This is a genomic window from Stenotrophomonas sp. IS26, from assembly GCF_054188265.1.
The window spans coordinates 23545-42937 of record NZ_JBSZJV010000024.1 but is presented as its reverse complement, the minus strand read 5'-3'; the positions used below and the strand labels follow the sequence as shown (position 1 = coordinate 42937).

Sequence of the window (19393 nt, the reverse complement as noted above, 5' to 3'; positions counted from 1 at the left end):
CCCGGACAGTGGGCTGACACCCACCACGGCGAGGTCGCCCGATGCATCGTTTCACTCTTCCCACCATGACCTGCGGCGGCTGCGCCCGCTCCGTCACCAAGGCCCTGCAGGGCGTTGATCCACACGCACGCATCGAGACCGATCCGCCCGCGCGCGAAGTACGCGTGGAGAGCGACCGCGAGCGGGCCGCCTTCCTGGCCGCGCTGGCCGAGGCTGGATTCCCTGCCACGCCATGAGTTGGCGGTCCCACGCCATCCCGGAGGACAACGCATGTGCATGAAACATCTTCTGCCGCTGCTGCCGTCCCTGGCGGCGTGGGGCACCGTGAAATCCGATGCCGTCGCGGCGGCTCAGGCTTTGGTGGCGGACGCGAGTCGCTTCACCAGCACCTCAGCCGCTTCGGCCGACGAGGCCGGGTTCTGGCCGGTGATCAGCAAGCCATCGCTGACCACATACGAGCCCCAGTCCGGTCCCTTTGAGTAGTGGCCGCCCGCCGCCTTGAGCATGTCCTCGACCAGGAACGGCACCACCTCGGTCAGGCCGACGGCGTCTTCTTCGGTGTTGGTGAAGCCGGTGACCTTCTTGCCCTGCACCAGCGGGGCACCCTCGGCAGTCGTGACGTGACGCAGCACGCCCGGCGCATGGCAGACCAGCGCGACCGGCTTGTCGGCGGCGATGAAGGCTTCGATCAGCGCGATGGAGTGGGTGTCTTCGGCGAGGTCCCACAGCGGGCCGTGGCCGCCAGGATAGAACACTGTATCGAACTCGGCCTGCGAAACGCTGTCCAGCCGCACGGTGTTGGCCAGCTGCGCGTTGGCATCCACGTCTGCTTCGAAACGGCGGGTGGCGTCGGTCTTGAAGTCCGGTTCGTTGCTTTTGGGATCCAGCGGCGGCCGCCCACCCTTGGGCGAGGCCAGCACGATCTCGGCGCCCGCATCCTTGAAGGTGTAGTAGGGCGCGGCCAGCTCTTCCAGCCAGAAGCCGGTCTTCTTGCCGGTGGCGCCGAGTTCGTCGTGCGAGGTCAGAACGATGAGGACTTTCATGGATGATGCTCCTGTGGGTTATTGATTAGACTGGTCGTCTAGTGATGGGGCCGAGAAAAACACGCCGATGCCGGCGTGCGTGAGACCTGCCTTTGTCAGGGGGCGGTATGCAGAAGGCGGGCGGTCAACGCCACGGTGTCGTCGAACGGGCCGGTGGTGCGGGCGATCTTGACCATGATGCTGGTCCCCAGCCACAGCTGATACAGGCTTCGGGCGACCGCCTCGGGCGGCTCCCGGGTCGCCACCGATCCGTCGGCCAGACCCGCTGCAATCGCACGCGCCAGCCGATCGGTGATCCCCGTGGTACCCCGCTGGAGTGCGGCCCGCATGGGTTCGGAAAGGTCCGCCACTTCGGCACCGAGCTTGACGGCCAGGCACTTGCCCTGGCAGTCCTCGAAGGACTGGCTGTCCTGCCAGGCGCGGAAGTACGCCGCCAGTTGCTCGGCCTTGGTCTGGCCCGGCTGGCGGAAGATGCGGTCCATATCGGCGAGATAGGCGCTGAAGTAGTCCTCCAGCAATGCCTCGCCGAAGGCTTCCTTCGAGGCGAAGTAGTGGTAGAACGAGCCCTTGGGAACCCCTGCCGCGGAAAGGACCTCGTTGAGGCCGACGGCGGAAAAGCCTTTGGCGCCCATGATCCGCTGGCCGGTGGCGAGGATCGTGTCACGGGCAGCGGAGGAGGTGGTGGGCGAGTTCATGGACGCCACTGTACGCATGATTAGACCGGTCGTCTAGTGCATGCTTGCGTGGTCTACGGGAAGCAGGCCAGCGGCCGGCACTATCCCGTTCCCGCGCGGCGAACGCCGACTGGGAACGGCCGGATCAGGGTATATTCCCCGGCCCCATTTTCATTGCCAGATAGCGCCCCGCCATGAGCACGCCCCGCAAGCACTACAAACACCCCGCAGAATCCGAGATCGGCAACGGCACGATCTACCTCGAGGCGCAGGGCGATGTGATCGTGCGGCAGGTGGAGAGCTACCGCAGTGTGCTGGTCTGGGCCGACAAAACCGGGCAGGCCGATGAGCGCTTCCCGCTGTCCGATCAGCCGCTGTCCTGGCTGGACCTGGATTCGGATGACGCCATCACCGCCAGCCAGTTTGAAGCCGTCTGGAAGCAGGCCAAAGCCGTTTCCGGCTGAGCGGGCCGAAAGGCTGGCGTCACACCGTCCAGCCGGGCCTTTCCGCCGCCACATGCATCAGCTGATCCAGCTGGCGCAGCGCCCGGTGCAGTTCCTGCCGGTTGGCGGCGGCACCCAATGAGATCCGCACCGCATCGTTGATCGCCACCCCTTCGGGCGTGAACGCCGATGACGGTGCGATGCCCAGCCCCTGCAGGCGCGCGGCGTGGGTGAGGCTGGCATCGGTCCAGTGCGCGGGAAGACGGCACCAGGCGTGCACGCCCGCGCAATGCTGCAGGAACCGCGGCGACAACGCCGACCGCGCCAGATAGCGTCGTTCGGCCGCTTCGTCCTGCACCAGTGTCAGCATGGCCTGGGCGGAGCCGTCCAGGATCAGCTGCGTCACCAGGGCGTTCATCAGTGGCGGTGCCATCAGGTTCACCGCGCGCAGCGCATCCAGCATCGGCTGCCGGTCCATGCCTTCGGGAAGGCGCACGAAGCCGGTGTGCAGGCCTGGACTGAGGCACTTGGAGAGCGTGGAGATGTAGCAGGCGTGCCGTGGTGCCAGCAGCGCGAGCGGGGCAGGGGCGTCCTCCAGCAGCAGCCAGTAGGGGTCGTCTTCGATCAGCTGCAGGTGCTGCGCGCGGATCACCTCCGCCAACGCTTCGCGGCGTGCCTGCGGCATCGTGTGGGCGGTGGGGTTCTGCGCGGTCGGGTTGAGATAGACCACGCGCGCACCCCGTTCTTTCGCGGTACGGGCCAGCGCATCCGGGCGCATCCCGTGCTCGTCGCACTCGACCACCTGAAGGTGCCGCTGCAGCACCCGCGCGGCATGCAGCAGCCCGGGATAGACCAGCGGCTCGCACAGAATCGTGTCACCGGCGTCGGTCAGCGCCAGCAACAGGGCGGACAGCGCAGCCTGCGCGCCTTCCGTGACGATCAAGGTGTCGGCATCCAGCTTGCCGAGGATCGGCTTGAGCCACTGTTGTGCAGCCCGATGATCCGCCCGGCTTCCGCCGCCCACGTGATAGGTCATCAGGTTGCCGACGTCGCTGCGGGTCAGCACCGATGACAGGCCACGCTGCAGCATGTCCGCGACCTGGCCGCCGCCGGGGCTGGGCGGCAGGTTCATGCTCAGGTCCACCAGCTGGGCAAGTTCCACCTGCGGCGGCGCGACGAACGACCCCAGCGGGCCACGCGCATCGATCAGCCCGCGCTTGCGTGCCTCGGTGAACGCACGGGTGATGGTGGTGAGGTCCACCTTCAGCTCGGTGGCCAGCGCACGCTGTGCGGGCAGGCGCTGGCCGGGACGTAACGCACCGGACCACACCGCACGTTCCAGCGCCTGCACGATGCGCAGGTACACCGGCCCGTGGCCATCGGCGATGAGGGGGCTCCATTCCATGCGCGCATGGTACGCGCGCCAAGGCGAGCGGCTGCGACAGTGTGTCGCATCATGTATGGATCATGTCGTTGCCTAACGTACGCGGCTGCGGCGGGCACCCCCCATGCATATCGGTCATGCAGGGGGGTGTTCGCCACTTTTCATGATCCGGGCCGCCCGGCCCGGCACTGCGTTGGAAGGGCCGTCACGCATGAACCCCGCTACACACTCCGCTCGCCGCGCCACGCTGGCCGGTCGAGCCCGCGCCGGACGCTGGTTCGGCCTGGCAGCGCTGCTGCCGCTGCTCACAGGCTGCAAGAACCTGGAGCTGTTCAATCCCATGGGCAGCATCGCCGAGCAGGAAATGCAGCTGATCCTGGTCTGCACCGGCCTGATGCTGCTGGTGGTGATCCCGGTGATCATCCTCACGCTGTACTTCGCGTGGCACTACCGCGAGTCGAACAAAAAGGCCACCTACGCACCCAACTGGTCGCACTCCACCGCGATCGAAGTGGTGGTGTGGACGATTCCGTGCCTGATCGTGGTCGTTCTGGGTGTATTGATCTGGAAGAGCACCCACGCGCTGGATCCCTACCGCCCGATCGAATCGGACACGCCCGCGCTGCGCGTGGAAGTGGTCTCGCTCAACTGGAAGTGGTTGTTCATCTATCCGGACCACAACGTGGCCACGGTCAATGAGCTCGTGATGCCGGTCGATACGCCGGTCGCCTTCAAGCTGACCTCCGAGTCGATGATGAATGCCTTCTTCGTGCCGCAGCTGGGCAGCATGGTCTACACCATGCCGGCGATGCAGACCCGCCTGCACCTGATCGGGCACACGCCGGGCACCTATGCCGGGATGTCATCGGCCTACAGCGGCTCGGGTTTCTCGGACATGAAGTTCGATGCGCGGGTGGTGACGGCGGCGGACTTCGACCAGTGGCTGGCGCAGTCGCGCGGCACCGCCGTCCATCTGAACCAGGCCCGCCTGGCCGAGCTGGAGAAGCCGACCCACGGCGCGCCGATGCAGCGCTTCGCCAGCGTGGATACCGGCCTGTTCGACAGCATCCTGCGCCGCTATGGCGGCATGCCCGACGACGAAATCTGCCTGCCCGGCGAAGAACCCGGCGCGACATCCCAACTCGTAAGCCTGGCCGCGTCTGCCAGCCGTACCGCGGAGAACTGATTGTGCTTGGAAAGTTGAACCTCGAAGCGATTCCCTACCACGACCCGATCATCATGTCGGCGCTGGTGGGCTCGCTGCTGCTGGGTGTGGCGATCATCGCGGCCATCACGTATTACAAGAAGTGGGGCTACCTCTGGACCGAGTGGATCACCTCGGTGGACCATAAGAAAATCGGCGTGATGTACATCATCCTGGCCCTGGTCATGCTGGTGCGCGGCTTCGCCGATGCGCTGATGATGCGTGCCCAGCAGGCCATCGCCGCCAATGACAGCGCCGGCTACCTGCCGCCGGAACACTACGACCAGATCTTCACCGCGCACGGCGTGATCATGATCTTCTTCGTGGCCACGCCGCTCATCGTGGGCCTGATGAACATCGTGGTGCCGCTGCAGATCGGCGCGCGCGACGTGGCATTCCCGTTCGTCAACTCGCTCAGCTTCTGGCTGTCGGCGGTGGGCGCGGTGCTGGTGATGCTGTCGATGTTCGTCGGCGATTTCGCCGCGACCGGCTGGGTGGCGTATCCGCCGCTGTCCGGCATCGAGTACAGCCCCACGGTGGGCGTGGACTACTACATCTGGTCATTGCAGGTCTCCGGCATCGGCACCACGCTGACCGGCCTGAACTTCATCGTCACCATCCTCAAGATGCGTGCGCCGGGCATGGACCTGATGAAGATGCCGGTGTTCACCTGGACCGCATTGATCACCAACATCCTGATCGTGGCGATCTTCCCGGTGCTGACCGCGACCCTGGCGCTGCTGACGATGGATCGCTATTTCGGGATGCATTTCTTCACCAATGACGCCGGCGGCAACGCCATGATGTACGTCAACCTGATCTGGATCTGGGGCCACCCGGAAGTCTACGTGTTGATCCTGCCGTGCTTCGGCGCCTTCTCGGAGATCATCGCCACGTTCTCGGGCAAGCCGCTGTTCGGCTACCGCTCGATGGTCTATGCCACCTCGTCGATCGGCATCCTGTCGTTCTTCGTGTGGCTGCACCACTTCTTCACCATGGGCTCGGGTGCGAACGTCAATGCCTTCTTCGGCATCATGACCTCCATCATCTCGATCCCCACCGGGGTGAAGCTGTTCAACTGGCTGTTCACCATGTACCGCGGCAGGATCCGTTACCACTCCTCGACGATGTGGACCATCGGCTTCATGGTCACCTTCGCGCTGGGTGGCATGACCGGCGTGATGCTGGCGATCCCGGGTGCGGATTTCGTGCTGCACAACAGCCTGTTCCTGATCGCGCACTTCCATAACGTGATCATCGGCGGCGTGGTGTTCGGCTGCCTGGCCGGCATCAGCTTCTGGTTCCCGAAGGCCTTTGGCTTCACCCTCAACGAGCGCTGGGGCAAGATTTCGTTCTGGTGCTGGCTGGTCGGCTTCTATCTGGCCTTCATGCCGCTGTACGTGCTGGGCTTCAAGGGCATGACCCGCCGCATGAACCACTACGGGGTGGAGGGTTACCAGCCGTGGCTGATCGTGGCCGCCATCGGTGCGCTGGTGATCGCCGCCGGTATCGCCGCGATGTTCATCCAGTTCTATGTCAGCGTGCGTGACCGCAAGGCCAACATGGACCTCACCGGCGACCCGTGGAATGCGCGCAGCCTGGAGTGGGCCACGTCCTCGCCACCGCCGTTCTACAACTTCGCCAAGCTCCCGGCGATCACCTCGCTGGAGCAGCATTGGGACGACAAGCAGCACGGCCGGGCCTGGCAACGCCAGGACACCTACGAGGACATCCACATGCCGCGCAATACCGCGTCGGGTGTGGTGATCTCGGTGTTCAGCCTGGTGCTGTGCTTCGCCCTGGTCTGGCACATGTGGGCGCTGGCCGGCATCGGCCTGATCGGTGTGATCGCGACCTTCGTGCTGCGCTCGTATGACCGTGATGTGGACTATTACGTGCCCGCCGCCGAGGTGAAGCGCATCGAAGAGGCGCACTTCGCGCAGATGGAAGGAGCCAAGGCATGAGCGGCGATACCCTGACCGCTGCCACGCAGCACGGGCAGCTCGCGGCCGGTCATCACGACCACGCCCACGAGCACCACGACGACGGCAACAAGACCGTCGTCGGGTTCTGGATGTACCTGATGGGCGACTGCCTGATCTTCGCGGTGCTGTTCGCCACCTTCGGCGTGCTGCTCAACGGAACGGCCGATGGCCCCAGCGGCAAGGACCTGTTCAAGCTCGGCTTCGTGCTCTCCGAAACGGTGGTGCTGCTGCTGAGCAGCTTCACCTTCGGCCTGGCGATGCTCGGCATGCAGGCCGGCAAACGCAACCAGGTGGTGGGCTGGCTGGCCGTGACCGGCGTGCTCGGTGCGGTCTTCATCGGCATGGAGCTGTATGAGTTCGCCGAGCTGATCCATGAAGGCGCCACCCCGGATGTGAGTGCCTACCTCTCGGCGTACTTCACGCTGGTGGCCACCCACGGCCTGCACGTCACCTTCGGCCTGCTGTGGCTGGCGATCATGATCCACCAGGTGCTGACGTTCGGCCTGGACGGCATCGTGCGGCGCCGCCTGGCCTGCCTGAGCCTGTTCTGGCACTTCCTGGATCTGATCTGGATCTGTGTGTTCACCTTCGTCTACCTGAGGGAGTTTGTATGAGCGGCCACGCCACTCTGAAGGGCTACATCCTCGGCCTGCTGCTTTGCCTGGTGCTCACCGGCGCCTCGTTCGGCGTGGTCATGACCGATCTGGTGCCGCAGCCGCTGCGGCTGACCGCCATCGTGGTGCTGTGCGTGGTGCAGCTGGTCGCCCAGTTGGTGCTGTTCCTGCATATCGGGGCAGGGCGCAGCCAGCGCGAGAACACCGGCATCTTCCTGTGCACCGCGTTCCTGATCGCCATCGTGGTGGCCGGTTCGCTGTGGGTGATGCACAACGCCAACCTCAACATGATGCCGATGCAGATGTCGGCCGCGCCATGAGCTGGTCACGCTCGGGTGTCCTGGCTGCCGGGCTGCTGTTGACGTGTTCCGTGATGCCGGTGGTGGCTGCGGCCGCGCAGGCCCACACCGCGGCAACGGTGTCGGTCAGCGATGCGTGGGTGCGCCTGCCACCGCCGGCGGCGAACGTGGCGGCCGGGTATGTGCAGCTGCATAACGGCGGCGGCGAGGACCGGCTGCTGTCGGCCGCGTCCCCGGCGTTTGCCGAGGTGCAGATCCATGCCATGCGCATGGACGGGGAAGTGATGCGCATGGAAGCGCTGCCCGATGGCCTGGCCTTGCCGGAGGGCCAGACCGTCGCGCTGCAGCCCGGTGGCTACCACCTGATGCTGCTCAACCCGAAGCGGCCGGTGTCGGCCGGCCAGACGGTGCGGGTGACGCTGCAGTTTGCCCGCAGCGCAGCGCAGGTGGTGGAGTTCAGTGTGCGCGATGGCCTGGTGCCGCACGGGGCGGTGAAGTGACGCGCTGGGCAGCCGCGGGCCTGCTCACGCTGGCGCTGCTGGGCGGCTGCGCCGACCGCCAGGCGCCGGTGATGGGCCAGGCGGCACTGGGGGCGGTCAAGTTTGAGAGCAGCGACGGGCGCACGCTCGCCATCCGCGATCTGCAGGGCAAGCCGACCCTGCTGTTCTTCGGCTTCACCCATTGCCCCGAAGTGTGCCCGCTGAGCCTGGTCAAGGCGGTTCAGATCAAGCAGCTGCTGGGCCCGGCGGCAGCGCAGCTGCAGGTGGCCTTCGTCACCGTCGATCCGCAGCGCGATACGCCGGCGCACCTGCGCGAGTATCTGGCGGCCTTCGATACCACGTTCCTGGGCCTGGCCGCTGACGAACCCGGTACCCGCGCCATTGCCGAAAGCCTGGGCGTGAGCTACCGGCGCGTGGGTGAGGGCGACATGGCCACCTTCGAGCACACCGCCTCGTGGTTCCTGCTCGGCGCTGACGGGCAGCTGCAGGATGTCTACGGCTATGCAATGAACGAACGGGACATCGTCGAGAAGCTGCGCGTGCGGCTGGCGGTGGCGGGAGGGATCGCGCGGCCATGAGCCGGGCCGGCGCGGACCGCGCGGACTTCGTCCTGCTGCTCGGCTCGGCCGGCTGCGCGCTCACCGTGCTCGATACCAACGTGGTCGGCGTGGTCCTGCCGACCATCGCCCGCGATCTGTCGGCCTCGTTCGCAGACATCGAATGGGTGGTCAGTGCCTATGTGCTGTGCTTCGCCTCGCTGCTGCTGCCCGCCGGCACCCTGGCCGACCGGATCGGGCGTCGCCGCCTGTTCCTGATCGGCCTGAGCCTGTTCGCGCTGACCTCGGTCGCGTGCGGTATCGCCGGCAGCGCCACGGCCTTGTACCTGGCACGGGCCGGGCAGGGGGCGGCCGCAGCGTTCATGCTGGCGCCGGCGCTGTCGCTGATCGGCCATGCGCACCATACCCCGACATCACGCGCGCGCGCGTGGGCGATCTGGGGCGCGATCATGGGCCTGACCATGGTGCTCGCGCCACTGATCGGCGGCGCTATCGCCACCTGGTTTGGCTGGCGCTGGGCCTTCCATATCAATCTTCCGCTGTGCCTGCTGCTGGCGAGCCTGAGCTGGGCCTTCGTGCCCGAGTCGCGCGATCCGGTCAGCCGCCGCATCGATGTGCCGGGCGTGCTGCTGTTCGCCGGCAGCATGCTGTCCTGGACCTGGGCGCTGATCCGTGGCCCGGTGGAGGGCTGGGGCAGTGCCGCGGTGTTGCCGTGGCTGCTGGCCGGCACCGCGTTGGGCGCGGGCTTCATCGTGGTCGAGCAGCGCCGCGCCCAGCCAATGCTGGATCTGCGCCTGTTCCGCGCGCCCGCGCTGGTAGGCGCGGTGCTGGCGATGTTCGCCTACGCCGCCTGCGTGCAGGTGATGGCCTCGTTGCTGCCGTTGTTGCTGCAGAACGCCCGCGGTGACAGCGTGCTGCAGGCCGGCATGCACATGCTGCCGTTCGCGCTGGCGATGCTGCTGCTCCCGTTCGCGGGGCGCCGGCTGGGGACGCGGTGGGCGCCCGGTCGGATCCTGGCGCTGGGCCTGGGCGTTGCCGTGATCGGCAACCTGGGCATCGCGTTGGCGCTGTGGCAACACAGCGATTCCGGTCTGCTGCTGGCGATGGCCGTGCTCGGCAGTGGCGGTGGCCTGCTCAACGGCGAAACACAGAAGGCGATCATGAGCGTGATCCCGCCGGACCGCGCCGGCATGGCCTCCGGCATCAGCACCACCGCGCGCTTCTCCGGCATCCTGATCGGGTTCGCCACGCTGGGCGCGGTGTTGTCCAGCCACGTACGCGACGCCGCCCGCGGGGCGCTGAGCGAGGCAGGGCAGACAGGGTCGCCGGCGCTGATCGAGCGCGTGGTGGTCGGCGAGCTGTCCGTGTCCGGAGCGGCACACGACACCCTGACACTGCTGGCGCGCCAGGCGTATGCCGATGGCGCCGCGTATGCATTCGTGACCGCAGCGGCGATGGCGCTGGTAGCGATGCTGCTGACCAGCACGCTGATGGCCAGGCGCTAGACAGTCCGAAGCTGGCGTCCGCGCAGGGCGTGGATCCGGCCGGCCGTCACCACGCGCGGGCGCGCACGTCCCAGCAGGCAGCAGTGAACGTCACTGAATCGGCGTCGACGAACGGCTCGAACGCACGCAGCACCGCGTCGATCACCTGCGTTCGGACGTCCGCAGCAAGGTCGTCATTGCGCAGCGCGCTCCCGACCGGTCCGAGCAGCGAGACGTAGGTCGCCAGATCCGAACGGTCGATGCGGCACACCACATCCAGCGGCAGCAGCTCGATATCCTCCCAGCCGCCGTCCCTCAGGATCTGCTCGACCCGGGCCTGGTCGGCAAACGCAAACTGACCCGGTGCCCCGGGCTGGCGAGGTGGCAAGCTCAGCCAGGGTGCCGCGGCGCGCTCGGCGGTGGTCATGAACGCGTTCTCGTCCGGACCGCGCCAGGCCAGCGCCTGCAGCACGCCGCCGCGTTTGGCGGCGCGCTGCAACTGACCGAAGGCCTGCACCGGGTCATCGAAGAACATCACGCCAAAGCGCGACACGATCCGGTCCAGACTCCCGGGTGCGAACGCATGCTGCTGCGCATCGGCGACGATGAAGTCCACTGCCAGCCCGGCGCGCTGCGCGCGTTCACGCGCCAAGGCGAGCATCGGGGCCGAGATGTCGACCCCGGTGACGTGTGCCTCCGGACCCAGCCGCCCGGCAATGGCCAGCGCCACCGCGCCGGTCCCGCAGCCCACATCCAGCACCTGGGCATCGGTACCCGGCGCGATGGCATCGAGCAGGTGAGTGGCCAGCGGTGCGAACATCTGATCGAGGATGCGCTGCGCCTCCACCCAGGCCTCACCGGCCGGGCCATTCCATAACGCGTGCTGCGAGGTGTCGGTCATTGCAGGGCTCGATCTGGCATTGCCAGTGGAATAAGGAGGCTGCACTGTGCCACCTCAACCAACGTTGAGGTCAAGTGGCCAGGCCTCAACCCCGCCACACATCCACGAGAAGTTTCACGTTCAACACGATGATCAACCCGCCGATCAGCCACGACAGCACGATCAGCCAGCGTGGCGCCACCAGCGCCCCCATCTTGGCCTTGTCCGAGACGAACCGCACCAGCGGCACCACCGCGAACGGCAGCTGCATCGAGAGCAGTACCTGGCTCAGCACCAGCAATCGCGCGGTGCCTTGCTCCCCATAGATCGCGGTGACCACCACCACCGGCACGATCGCGATCCCGCGGGTGATCAAGCGCCGTGCCCACGGGGCGATCCGCAGGCGCAGGAAACCCTCCATCACGATCTGGCCGGCCAGCGTCGCCGTCACGGTGGAGTTGATGCCCGAGGCGAGCAGGGCGACCGCGAACAGGGTCGAGGCCAGCCCGACGCCGAGCATCGGCGCCAGCAGCTCATACGCCTGCTCGATCTCCTGCACGTCGGTACGGCCCTGCGCATGGAACACGGCGGCGGCCAGGATCAGGATCGAGGCATTGATGAACAGCGCGAGCATCAACGCGATGGTGCTGTCCGCCACCGCCCATCGCAGCGCACTGCGGCGTCCGGCATCGGTGCGCGGATAAGCGCGGGTCTGCACGATGGAGGAGTGCAGGTACAGATTGTGCGGCATCACGGTGGCACCGATGATGCCGATCGCCAGGTACAGCGCCTTGGGGTCGGTCACCACCTGCGCGTGCGGAATGAACCCGGCGAGCACCGCCTGCAGCGGCGGCGCAGCGATGACCATCTGGATCGCAAAGCAACCGAAAATCACCAGCAGCAGCGCGATCACGAACGCCTCCAGGGCGCGGAAGCCGCGGTTCATCAGCAGCAGCACCAGCACCACGTCTACCGCCGTGATGATCGCGCCGGCCAGCAGCGGGATGCCGAACAGCAGCTTCAAGGCGATCGCGGTGCCGATCACCTCGGCCAGGTCGCAGGCGATGATCGCGATCTCGCACAGCAGCCACAGGCCGAGGTTCACCGGGCGTGAGTAGTGGTCGCGGCAGGCCTGCGCCAGATCACGCCCGGTTGCGATGCCCAGGCGTGCCGACAGCCCCTGCAGCACGATCGCCATCAGGTTGGAGAGCAGGATCACCGAGAGCAGCAGATAGCCGAACTGCGCACCGCCCGCGATATCGGTGGCCCAGTTGCCGGGGTCCATGTAGCCGACCGAAATCATGTAGCCCGGGCCGAGGAAGGCCAGCAGGCGGAACCACCAATGTCCGCCCGTAGGCACCGCGACGCTTGCGTTCATCTCGCCCAGGCTGGGCGTATGCCCGGCCGACGACGGCCAGGCGGGGGAGCTCTCGGGGCGGCGTTGACTGTCCACGGCCGCAATATAGCAGAGGCTATGTTAGTAAGGCTTTGCAATCTGAGGCATCCCAACGCCTTAACCCTGAACCGCGTATCGTCACCGCTCTTTTCAGCTGGAGTGGGTGCATGCGTTGGATCGTGTTGTTGGCCGCCTTGGCCATGCCCGTGGTGGCGTGGTTCTCACAGACCGGCATGTTCGGCCCGACCAACGGTGCAGTCTCCGACCAGTACCCCACGTTGCTGGTCGCTGCCGGGTACGCCTTCGCGATCTGGGGCCTGATCTTCCTGTGGGATGTGCTGTTCGGGTTCTGGCAGTTGCGCCTGCGCAAGCCGGACATCATCGGGGTCCGCCCCTGGGCCGCGGCCGGCTTCGCGCTGACCGCCGCCTGGATGCCGGTGTTCTCCAACCAGTGGTTCCTGCCGGCGCTGGCCATCATCTGGGCTGCCTTGCTCTGCCTGATCGTGGCCGCCTACCGGGCCTCGCCGATCACCGCCCCGGGCGGTCAGCGTGCCTGGGCGGCGTACCCGCTCGGGCTGCACGCCGGCTGGCTGTCGTTGGCGGCCTACCTCAATACCGCCCAGGTGATCGTCGCCTACGGCTGGCTGCCGACCGACAACATGCTCGGCTGGAGCCTGGTGCTGCTGGTCCTGGCCACGCTGCTGGTGCTGGTGGTCAACCAGCTGCTGCGCGGGCATTTCGCCTATCCAGCCGCCGTCATCTGGGCGCTGGCCGGCATGTACGTCAAACAGTCCGGCTGGGACCTACCGGGCGCGGCCAACATCGCCACCCTGGCGCTGGTGCTGATCATCATCGTGGTGATCCAGACGGTCTGGCTGCGCGTACGCGCATACCGCCAGCCGCGCGCGATCGCCGCCGCCCACCGTCATCGCCGTTGATTCCTTCTGCAGGAGACACCCCCATGAACATCGTGATGAAGGAGCGCTGCTGATGCGCGCTGCCATCCATACCGCCTTTGGCGATCCGACCCAGATCCTGCACGGCGGCGATGTGCCGCAGCCGACCCCCGCGGCCGGTGAGGTGCGGATCCGCACCGTGCTGGCGCCCATCCACAACCACGACCTGTGGACCGTGCGTGGCCAGTACGGCTACAAGCCCGAGCTGCCTGCGGTCGGCGGCAGCGAAGGCACCGGCGTGATCGAGGCGCTGGGCGAGGGCGTCGAGGGCCTGAAGATCGGCCAGCGGGTCAGCGCCGCCTCGGTGCATGGCACCTGGGCCGAGTACTTCATCGCGCCGGCGCGCATGGTCATCCCCATGCCGGACAGCATCGATGACAACACCGCCGCGCAGCTGATCGCCATGCCGCTCAGTGCCCTGATGCTGCTGGAATTCCTGCAGGTGAAGGAGGGCCAGTGGATCCTCCAGAACGCCGCCAATGGCGCGGTCGGCAAGGCCTTGGCGATGCTGGCCAAGGCGCGTGGGGTGCACTGCATCAACCTGGTGCGGCGCGATGCCGGCGTGGCAGAAATGGCTGAGCTCGGCATCGACCACACCATCTCCACCGCGCAGTCGGACTGGATGGCGCAGGTGCAGGCCAAGGTCGGCAAGGCCTCGATCGCCGCCGCCGTGGATTCGGTCGGCGGACGCGCCAGCAGCGAGCTGATGACGCTGCTGGGCGATGGCGGCACGCTGGTCTCGTTCGGCTCGATGACCGGCGAGCCGATGCAGCTCAGTTCGGGCGATGTGATCTTCAAGCAGGCCACGGTGAAGGGCTTCTGGGGCAGCAGGGTCAGCCAGGCCATGGCGCCGGAGGACAAGCGTCGCCTCGTTGGCGAACTGCTGCAGCTGGCCGCGCGCGGTGGATTGAGCCTGCCGGTGGACGGCGTGTTCGGGCTGGACGAGGTGGCCGCTGCCGCCAAGGCCAGCCTGGAGCCGGGCCGCAACGGCAAGGTGCTGCTGCGTCCCTGATGTACACGGTCGGTTCTACCGGCCTGCGCGCAACGCCTCGATCACGACCTTCATCGCGCTCGAGGATTGCCGGCGGCTGGGATAGTAGGCGTAGTACCCGTCGAAGGGATCGCACCAGTCCTCCATGACACGCCGCAAGGTGCCGGCGGCGATGTCATCGCGCACCATGTCCTCGGGCAGATAGGCCAGGCCCGCACCAACGAGTGCGGCACGATGGATCGCGCTGCTGCCGTTGAAGGTCCACTGACCATCCACGCGCACGTTCACTTCCTCGCCGTCCTTCTCCAGATCCCACACCATCAGCCCGCCGTGGGTGGGCAGGCGCAGCCCGATGCAGTTGTGCGCGGCCAGGTCGGCCGGCAGCTGCGGCGCGGCATGCGTGGCGAAGTAGGCCGGGCTGGCCACGATCGCCATGCGCAGCGGCGGGCTGATCGGCACGGCAATCATGTCCTTGGCCACGCGGCCTCCCAGGCGGATGCCGATGTCGTAGCGCTGGGCGACGATGTCGGCCAGGCCATAGTCGATGGTCAGTTCCACATGCAGGTCGGGGTAGGCGGGCAGCACGGCGGACAGCCGGGGCCACACAAGCGTGTTGGCGGCATGCTCGGCCGTGGTGATGCGGATCGTGCCAGCGGGCCGGTCACGGTACTCGCTGATCGCGGCGACCTCGGCCTCGATCTCCTGCATGCGCGGTGCGACGGTCTCGTACAGCCGCTCGCCGGCCTCGGTCATGGAGACGCTGCGGGTGGTGCGGGTCAGCAGGCGCACCCCGAGGCGCTCTTCCAGCCCGCGCACCGTGTGGCTGAGTGCGGACTGCGAGACACCCAACTGCGCGGCCGCACGGGTGAAGCTGCGCTCGCGCGCGACGGTGACGAACACCTGCAGATCGTTGAAGTTCTCGCGGGCCATGAGGCGGGGCCAAGAGCGCATGGCAGTCATGCGCGCCCATGATGAGGGCGGCGGACTGATGAACTCAAGCGGCTTTGTTTCGTGATTGATGAGCTGTAGTTATGGCTGCATGCCGATCGGGGCGGCTAGTGCCCGCGCGGGGGCAGGCCTACAGTGACCCTCCCGGCGGCGCGAACCGCCGCTCCCCACAGGAGATCGCTCCATGGACCTGTTCACCGCAGCACTGTCGCTTTCCATGGTGGCCACCGTACCCGCCGAGACCGCGCCCATCCGCATCACCAGTGCCGGTACCGCCCCTTCGGCGGCCGGCCCGGCGGACTACTTCACCGGCCGTGTGCGCATCGATGCACCGTTCCAGACCGATGCGCCTGCGCGCGTCGGCGGGGCCACGGTCACCTTCGAGCCCGGCGCACGCACCGCGTGGCATACCCATCCACTGGGTCAGACCCTGATCGTCACCGCAGGGGTGGGCAGCGTGCAGGAATGGGGCAAACCCGTGCGGGAGATCCGCCCGGGCGACATCGTCTGGATCCCGCCGGGCGTCAAGCATTGGCATGGCGCGAAAGCGGCCACCGCAATGACCCATATCGCGATCGCCGAAGCAGTCGATGGCTCACCGGTGACGTGGATGGAGCAGGTCAGCGACGCGCAGTACAGCGGCAACTGAACCACGCCCCGCGATGGGGACGGCCGTGTCACATCCACCTGCGTACCCTGACAGGCGGATTGAAACAGGAGAACCGTCTTGAGCACTGTCTTCATCGTTGGCGCGGCCGGCAAGGTCGGCCGTCACCTGGTCAAGCAGTTGGCCGACAAGCAGCATGACGTACGTGCGCTGCATCGCCGCGCCGAGCAGGCCGCTGAACTGAGCGACCTGGGCGCAACGCCGGTCACCGGTGATCTCACCGCCACCGACGTGGACACGCTGGCCGGCCAGATGCGCGGCAGTGACGTGGTTGTTTTCACGGCCGGTGCCGGTGGCGCAGGGGTGGAAGTGACCAACGCCATCGATGGCCGCGGCCTTGAACTTGCCGTCGATGCCGCCCGGCAGGCGGGCGTGCGCCGCTTCCTGCTGGTCTCGGCATTCCCGGAAGCGGGCCGCAACAAGGGCATGGGCGAGGGCTTCGAGAATTACATGACGGTCAAGAAGCGCGCCGATGTGTATCTGGCCGCGACCGATCTGGACTGGGTGATCCTGCGCCCGGGCACCTTGAAAGATGCAGCAGGCACGGGCCGCGTCACGGCCGGCCCGGCGATCGTCTATGGCGATATCCCGCGCGCGGATGTGGCTGCCGCGTTGGTGGCGCTGGTGGAACATCCGAAGCTGCGGCACACGATCATCGAGTTGACCGACGGCGATCAGCCGGTCGATGAGGCGATCGCGCAGCTTGGCCGAGGGTAAGCGGTAAGCGGGAGGTGGGAGGTGGGAGTCCGTGTGGGCGGCAATGGTAAAATCACCTTTCCACCCGCAACACAGACGAGCACGCCATGACCAATGCCCCCTTCTATCCCATCGGCACCCCCGGCCAGCCCTGGGGCGCAGCGGAGAAGGCGCAGTGGCGTGCCCGCCAGCTGCCGCAACGGCGTTATGCCGATGATGTCCTGCCAACGGTGGACGCGCTGCGCGATGCGTTCGATGTGAGCCAGTACGGCACGCTGGATTACGCGCCGGACCAGTACCCGCTGTTCGCGGTGCGCAGCCGCGACTGGAATCCGGCGTTGCCGACGATGCTGGTCACCGGTGGCATCCACGGTTACGAAACCAGCGGCGTGCAGGGCGCACTGCAGTTCCTGCAGACCCGCGCAGCGGAGTATGCCGGGCGCGCCAATCTGCTGGTGGTGCCCTGCGTCAGCCCGTGGAGTTACGAGCGCATCCAGCGCTGGAACGCCGATGCGATCGATCCGAACCGCTCGTTCATGGCCAACAGCCCGGCGGCCGAGTCCGCGGCGCTGATGGCCCTCGTCGCGCCGCTGCGCGGCAGCATCGCGATGCATATCGACCTGCACGAAACGACCGACACGGATGAAACCGAGTTCCGCCCGGCCCTGGCCGCACGCGACGGCAAGCCGTTCGAACCGGGGCTGATTCCCGATGGTTTCTATCTTGTCGATGACAGCGAGAACCCGCAGCCTGCGTTCCAGACCGCAGTGAACGCAGCGGTCGAGCAGGTCACCCACATCGCCCCGGCGGATGAGAAGGGCGAGATCATCGGTTCCCCGGTGGTCGCCCCCGGTGTGATCGAGTACCCGCTGGAAAAGCTGGGCCTGTGCGCCAGCGTCAGCGGCGCCAGATACACGACCACCACCGAGGTGTATCCGGACAGCCCGCGCGCCACCCCGCAGCAGTGCAATGACGCCCAGGTGGCGGCGATCTGCGCGGCGATCGATTACGCGTTGGCTGCCCCCAGAAACTGATCCAGCAACCACAGCGCCGCTGGCCCCAGCGGCGCGCCTTTGCGCCATACCGCATCGGTGGAGACCAGCCGCGGCCAGCCGGGCAGGGGCAGCTCCACCAGCAGGCCCCTGCCGTACCGCGCCACCAGGGCGCGCGGCAGTTCGGCCCAGCCGAAGCCGTCTTCGGCCATCTCCAGCACCATCAGATAGTCCGAGGCCGACCACGTGCGCCCGCGTGCATGGCCCTCGCGCGCCGCGTCGCCGCTCAGGCAGATCTGACGGTGGCTGGCCAGGTGGGATTCGTCCGGCGCGTGCAGCGTGGCAAGCGGGTGACCGGTCGCAACGAACACCGCCATCTCCGCGCGCAGGGGCAGGGCGCGCACCGCCAGTTCGGACGGGTAGGCCGGCTGATGCGGCATCAGCCCGAGATGGGCACGCCCGCGCTGCACGACATCGAGCACGTCACTGCCTTCGGCATCCAGCCATTCCAATTCGATATCCGGAAAACGCTGCTCGAACCGACGCAGCAGATGCTGGTCCGGGTTGAGTTGATAGATGTCCGAAAACACCAGGCTCAGGCGCGGCTCGACCTCGTCGGCAAGGCGGATGCTCAGCTGTTCGAGGCGGTCGGCGGCAGCGAGGATTTCCTGCGCATGGCCGAGCACCTTGCGGCCGTCTTCGGTCAGGACGGGGTAGCGGCCGCTGCGGTCGAAGAGGGTCAGGCCCAGGTCGGCCTCGAGGGTGGCGATCGCGGTGCTGATGGTCGACTGGGTCTTTTTCAGGCGCCGCGCGGCGGCGGAGAACGAGCCAAGGGCGGCCGCTTCCACGAAGGCGTGTAGGGATTCGGGGCCGTAGCGCATGGATGTATCGCCTTTATCGATGGATTCCATCTTTGGCCTGATGGAAATGCCGATGATACTGGCCGCGTCGCTTGGGTGTCATGCCCCGGCCGCAATCAAGGAGTTTTCCATGCACACACAGGTGCATCCACAACCGCGTGCCCGTGGCGGTCTGATCGCCTGGGCCTGCCTGACCGTGGCGATCGTCGCTGAAGTGGTCGGCACCTCATTCATGGCCGATGCCGCCCGTCATGGCGGCTATCTGGGCTATGTCGTGATGGCCGTCGCCCTGGCCATTTCGTATTACTTCCTGGCGCTGTCCGTGCGTGGCATTGCGGTCGGCGTGGCCTACGCCGTGTGGGAAGGCCTGGGCCTGACGCTGCTGACAGTGGTCGGCATTGTCGTGTTCAAGGACAGTCTGTCCGTGCAGCAGATGATCGGACTGGTGATGGCGGCGGTCGGCATCGTCTGCGTCACCCTCGGCGAGGCGCACACGCCATGAACCTCACTGCCTTCCTTTTCGTGCTGTGCTCGGCACTGATCGATATCGCGGCCAACATGATGGTGGCCAAGTCCGATGGCTTCCGTAAGCCCGCCTGGGGTTTGGCCGCGATCGTGCTGGTCTGGATCGCCTTCGCGCTGCTCGGCCAGGCGGTCAAAACCATGGATCTGGCCACGGCCTATGCGATGTGGGGTGCCATCGGCGTGATCGGCACGGCCCTCTGCGGGCGCGCGCTGTTCGGCAACCGCCTGCGCCCGATCGGCTGGGTGGGGATCGCGCTGGTCACCGGTGCGGTGGTGGTGCTGTCCAGTCACTGAG

At 67.0% G+C, this 19393-nt stretch carries 23 protein-coding genes; 16 read left to right on the top strand and 7 right to left on the bottom strand.

Annotation, left to right across the window (positions count from 1 at the left end; genetic code table 11):
* The first annotated feature begins 41 nt into the window (after nucleotides 1–41).
* Nucleotides 42–236 carry a heavy-metal-associated domain-containing protein gene (locus tag ACW6W5_RS16085; RefSeq protein ID WP_152151381.1) on the top strand — a complete coding sequence of 65 codons (195 nt, stop codon included), beginning with the start codon at nucleotides 42–44 and terminating at the stop codon, nucleotides 234–236.
* 114 nt (nucleotides 237–350) lie between these two features.
* Here the strand turns inward: ACW6W5_RS16085 and ACW6W5_RS16080 are convergent, their stop codons facing one another.
* Nucleotides 351–1043, bottom strand: a complete 693-nt coding sequence (locus ACW6W5_RS16080) for a type 1 glutamine amidotransferase domain-containing protein (protein WP_152151383.1) — start codon at nucleotides 1041–1043, stop codon at nucleotides 351–353.
* Nucleotides 1044–1138: 95 nt separating this feature from the next.
* Nucleotides 1139–1738 (bottom strand): TetR/AcrR family transcriptional regulator, encoded by a 600-nt coding sequence (locus ACW6W5_RS16075; protein WP_152151385.1) that lies wholly within the window; start codon nucleotides 1736–1738, stop codon nucleotides 1139–1141.
* A 173-nt stretch (nucleotides 1739–1911) separates the two neighbouring features.
* Between ACW6W5_RS16075 and ACW6W5_RS16070 the strand changes: the two genes are divergently transcribed.
* Nucleotides 1912–2181: a hypothetical protein gene (locus ACW6W5_RS16070; protein ID WP_121036968.1), complete on the top strand. Its 270-nt coding sequence runs from the start codon at nucleotides 1912–1914 to the stop codon at nucleotides 2179–2181.
* A 19-nt stretch (nucleotides 2182–2200) separates the two neighbouring features.
* Here the strand turns inward: ACW6W5_RS16070 and ACW6W5_RS16065 are convergent, their stop codons facing one another.
* A complete protein-coding gene (locus ACW6W5_RS16065) occupies nucleotides 2201–3565 on the bottom strand; it encodes an aminotransferase-like domain-containing protein (RefSeq protein ID WP_152151386.1) in 1365 nt (454 codons plus the stop codon).
* 190 nt (nucleotides 3566–3755) lie between these two features.
* Between ACW6W5_RS16065 and cyoA the strand changes: the two genes are divergently transcribed.
* Genes cyoA through ACW6W5_RS16030 form a run of 7 tightly spaced genes read left to right on the top strand, consistent with a single transcriptional unit; the run spans nucleotide 3756 to nucleotide 10208 of the window.
* Nucleotides 3756–4730, top strand: a complete 975-nt coding sequence (gene cyoA, locus ACW6W5_RS16060) for a ubiquinol oxidase subunit II (RefSeq protein WP_121036966.1) — start codon at nucleotides 3756–3758, stop codon at nucleotides 4728–4730.
* A gap of 2 nt (nucleotides 4731–4732) precedes the next feature.
* On the top strand, nucleotides 4733–6712 hold the full coding sequence (cyoB, locus tag ACW6W5_RS16055) for a cytochrome o ubiquinol oxidase subunit I (RefSeq protein WP_152151388.1): 1980 nt from the start codon (nucleotides 4733–4735) through the stop codon (nucleotides 6710–6712).
* Nucleotides 6709–7347, top strand: coding sequence for a cytochrome o ubiquinol oxidase subunit III (gene cyoC, locus ACW6W5_RS16050; protein ID WP_152151390.1), 639 nt, complete (start codon nucleotides 6709–6711; stop codon nucleotides 7345–7347). Before cyoB ends, cyoC begins: the two co-directional genes overlap by 4 nt.
* Entirely contained in the window at nucleotides 7344–7667 is a 324-nt protein-coding gene (gene cyoD, locus ACW6W5_RS16045; protein ID WP_121036963.1) for a cytochrome o ubiquinol oxidase subunit IV, read from the top strand. Before cyoC ends, cyoD begins: the two co-directional genes overlap by 4 nt.
* Nucleotides 7664–8146 (top strand): copper chaperone PCu(A)C, encoded by a 483-nt coding sequence (locus ACW6W5_RS16040; RefSeq protein WP_152151392.1) that lies wholly within the window; start codon nucleotides 7664–7666, stop codon nucleotides 8144–8146. Before cyoD ends, ACW6W5_RS16040 begins: the two co-directional genes overlap by 4 nt.
* Entirely contained in the window at nucleotides 8143–8724 is a 582-nt protein-coding gene (locus ACW6W5_RS16035) for an SCO family protein (RefSeq protein WP_152151394.1), read from the top strand. The genes ACW6W5_RS16040 and ACW6W5_RS16035 overlap by 4 nt, the downstream gene beginning before the upstream one ends.
* Nucleotides 8721–10208, top strand: a complete 1488-nt coding sequence (locus ACW6W5_RS16030; protein ID WP_152151396.1) for an MFS transporter — start codon at nucleotides 8721–8723, stop codon at nucleotides 10206–10208. The genes ACW6W5_RS16035 and ACW6W5_RS16030 overlap by 4 nt, the downstream gene beginning before the upstream one ends.
* 46 nt (nucleotides 10209–10254) lie before the next feature.
* On the opposite strand, the gene ACW6W5_RS16025 is transcribed toward ACW6W5_RS16030, so the two are convergent.
* Together ACW6W5_RS16025 and ACW6W5_RS16020 are read right to left on the bottom strand one after the other, a co-directional pair.
* A complete protein-coding gene (locus ACW6W5_RS16025) occupies nucleotides 10255–11088 on the bottom strand; it encodes a class I SAM-dependent methyltransferase (protein WP_152151398.1) in 834 nt (277 codons plus the stop codon).
* Nucleotides 11089–11173: 85 nt separating this feature from the next.
* Nucleotides 11174–12520 (bottom strand): Nramp family divalent metal transporter, encoded by a 1347-nt coding sequence (locus ACW6W5_RS16020; RefSeq protein ID WP_152151400.1) that lies wholly within the window; start codon nucleotides 12518–12520, stop codon nucleotides 11174–11176.
* A gap of 110 nt (nucleotides 12521–12630) precedes the next feature.
* Here ACW6W5_RS16020 and ACW6W5_RS16015 point away from each other — a divergent pair, with 110 nt between their 5' ends.
* On the top strand, nucleotides 12631–13401 hold the full coding sequence (locus ACW6W5_RS16015) for a hypothetical protein (protein WP_152151402.1): 771 nt from the start codon (nucleotides 12631–12633) through the stop codon (nucleotides 13399–13401).
* A 52-nt stretch (nucleotides 13402–13453) separates the two neighbouring features.
* Nucleotides 13454–14431, top strand: a complete 978-nt coding sequence (locus tag ACW6W5_RS16010) for a zinc-binding dehydrogenase (protein ID WP_152151404.1) — start codon at nucleotides 13454–13456, stop codon at nucleotides 14429–14431.
* Between the two features lie 15 nt (nucleotides 14432–14446).
* On the opposite strand, the gene ACW6W5_RS16005 is transcribed toward ACW6W5_RS16010, so the two are convergent.
* Nucleotides 14447–15340, bottom strand: a complete 894-nt coding sequence (locus tag ACW6W5_RS16005; protein WP_152151451.1) for a LysR family transcriptional regulator — start codon at nucleotides 15338–15340, stop codon at nucleotides 14447–14449.
* A gap of 202 nt (nucleotides 15341–15542) precedes the next feature.
* On the opposite strand from ACW6W5_RS16005, the gene ACW6W5_RS16000 reads away from it, so the two are divergent.
* From ACW6W5_RS16000 to ACW6W5_RS15990, 3 genes are all read left to right on the top strand, one after another.
* On the top strand, nucleotides 15543–16007 hold the full coding sequence (locus ACW6W5_RS16000; RefSeq protein ID WP_121036954.1) for a (R)-mandelonitrile lyase: 465 nt from the start codon (nucleotides 15543–15545) through the stop codon (nucleotides 16005–16007).
* Between the two features lie 78 nt (nucleotides 16008–16085).
* Nucleotides 16086–16742, top strand: a complete 657-nt coding sequence (locus ACW6W5_RS15995) for an SDR family oxidoreductase (protein WP_152151406.1) — start codon at nucleotides 16086–16088, stop codon at nucleotides 16740–16742.
* Nucleotides 16743–16828: 86 nt separating this feature from the next.
* On the top strand, nucleotides 16829–17755 hold the full coding sequence (locus ACW6W5_RS15990; RefSeq protein ID WP_152151408.1) for a M14 family metallopeptidase: 927 nt from the start codon (nucleotides 16829–16831) through the stop codon (nucleotides 17753–17755).
* On the opposite strand, the gene ACW6W5_RS15985 is transcribed toward ACW6W5_RS15990, so the two are convergent.
* Nucleotides 17728–18594: a LysR family transcriptional regulator gene (locus ACW6W5_RS15985; RefSeq protein WP_121036951.1), complete on the bottom strand. Its 867-nt coding sequence runs from the start codon at nucleotides 18592–18594 to the stop codon at nucleotides 17728–17730. The two genes, ACW6W5_RS15990 and ACW6W5_RS15985, sit on opposite strands and share 28 nt — an antisense overlap.
* A 109-nt stretch (nucleotides 18595–18703) precedes the next feature.
* Between ACW6W5_RS15985 and ACW6W5_RS15980 the strand changes: the two genes are divergently transcribed.
* Nucleotides 18704–19075 carry a DMT family transporter gene (locus tag ACW6W5_RS15980; protein WP_121041074.1) on the top strand — a complete coding sequence of 124 codons (372 nt, stop codon included), beginning with the start codon at nucleotides 18704–18706 and terminating at the stop codon, nucleotides 19073–19075.
* The gene (locus ACW6W5_RS15975; protein ID WP_152151411.1) at nucleotides 19072–19392 is read left to right on the top strand and encodes a DMT family transporter; all 321 of its coding nucleotides are present in this window, start codon (nucleotides 19072–19074) and stop codon (nucleotides 19390–19392) included. The genes ACW6W5_RS15980 and ACW6W5_RS15975 overlap by 4 nt, the downstream gene beginning before the upstream one ends.
* Nucleotide 19393 lies beyond the last annotated feature (1 nt).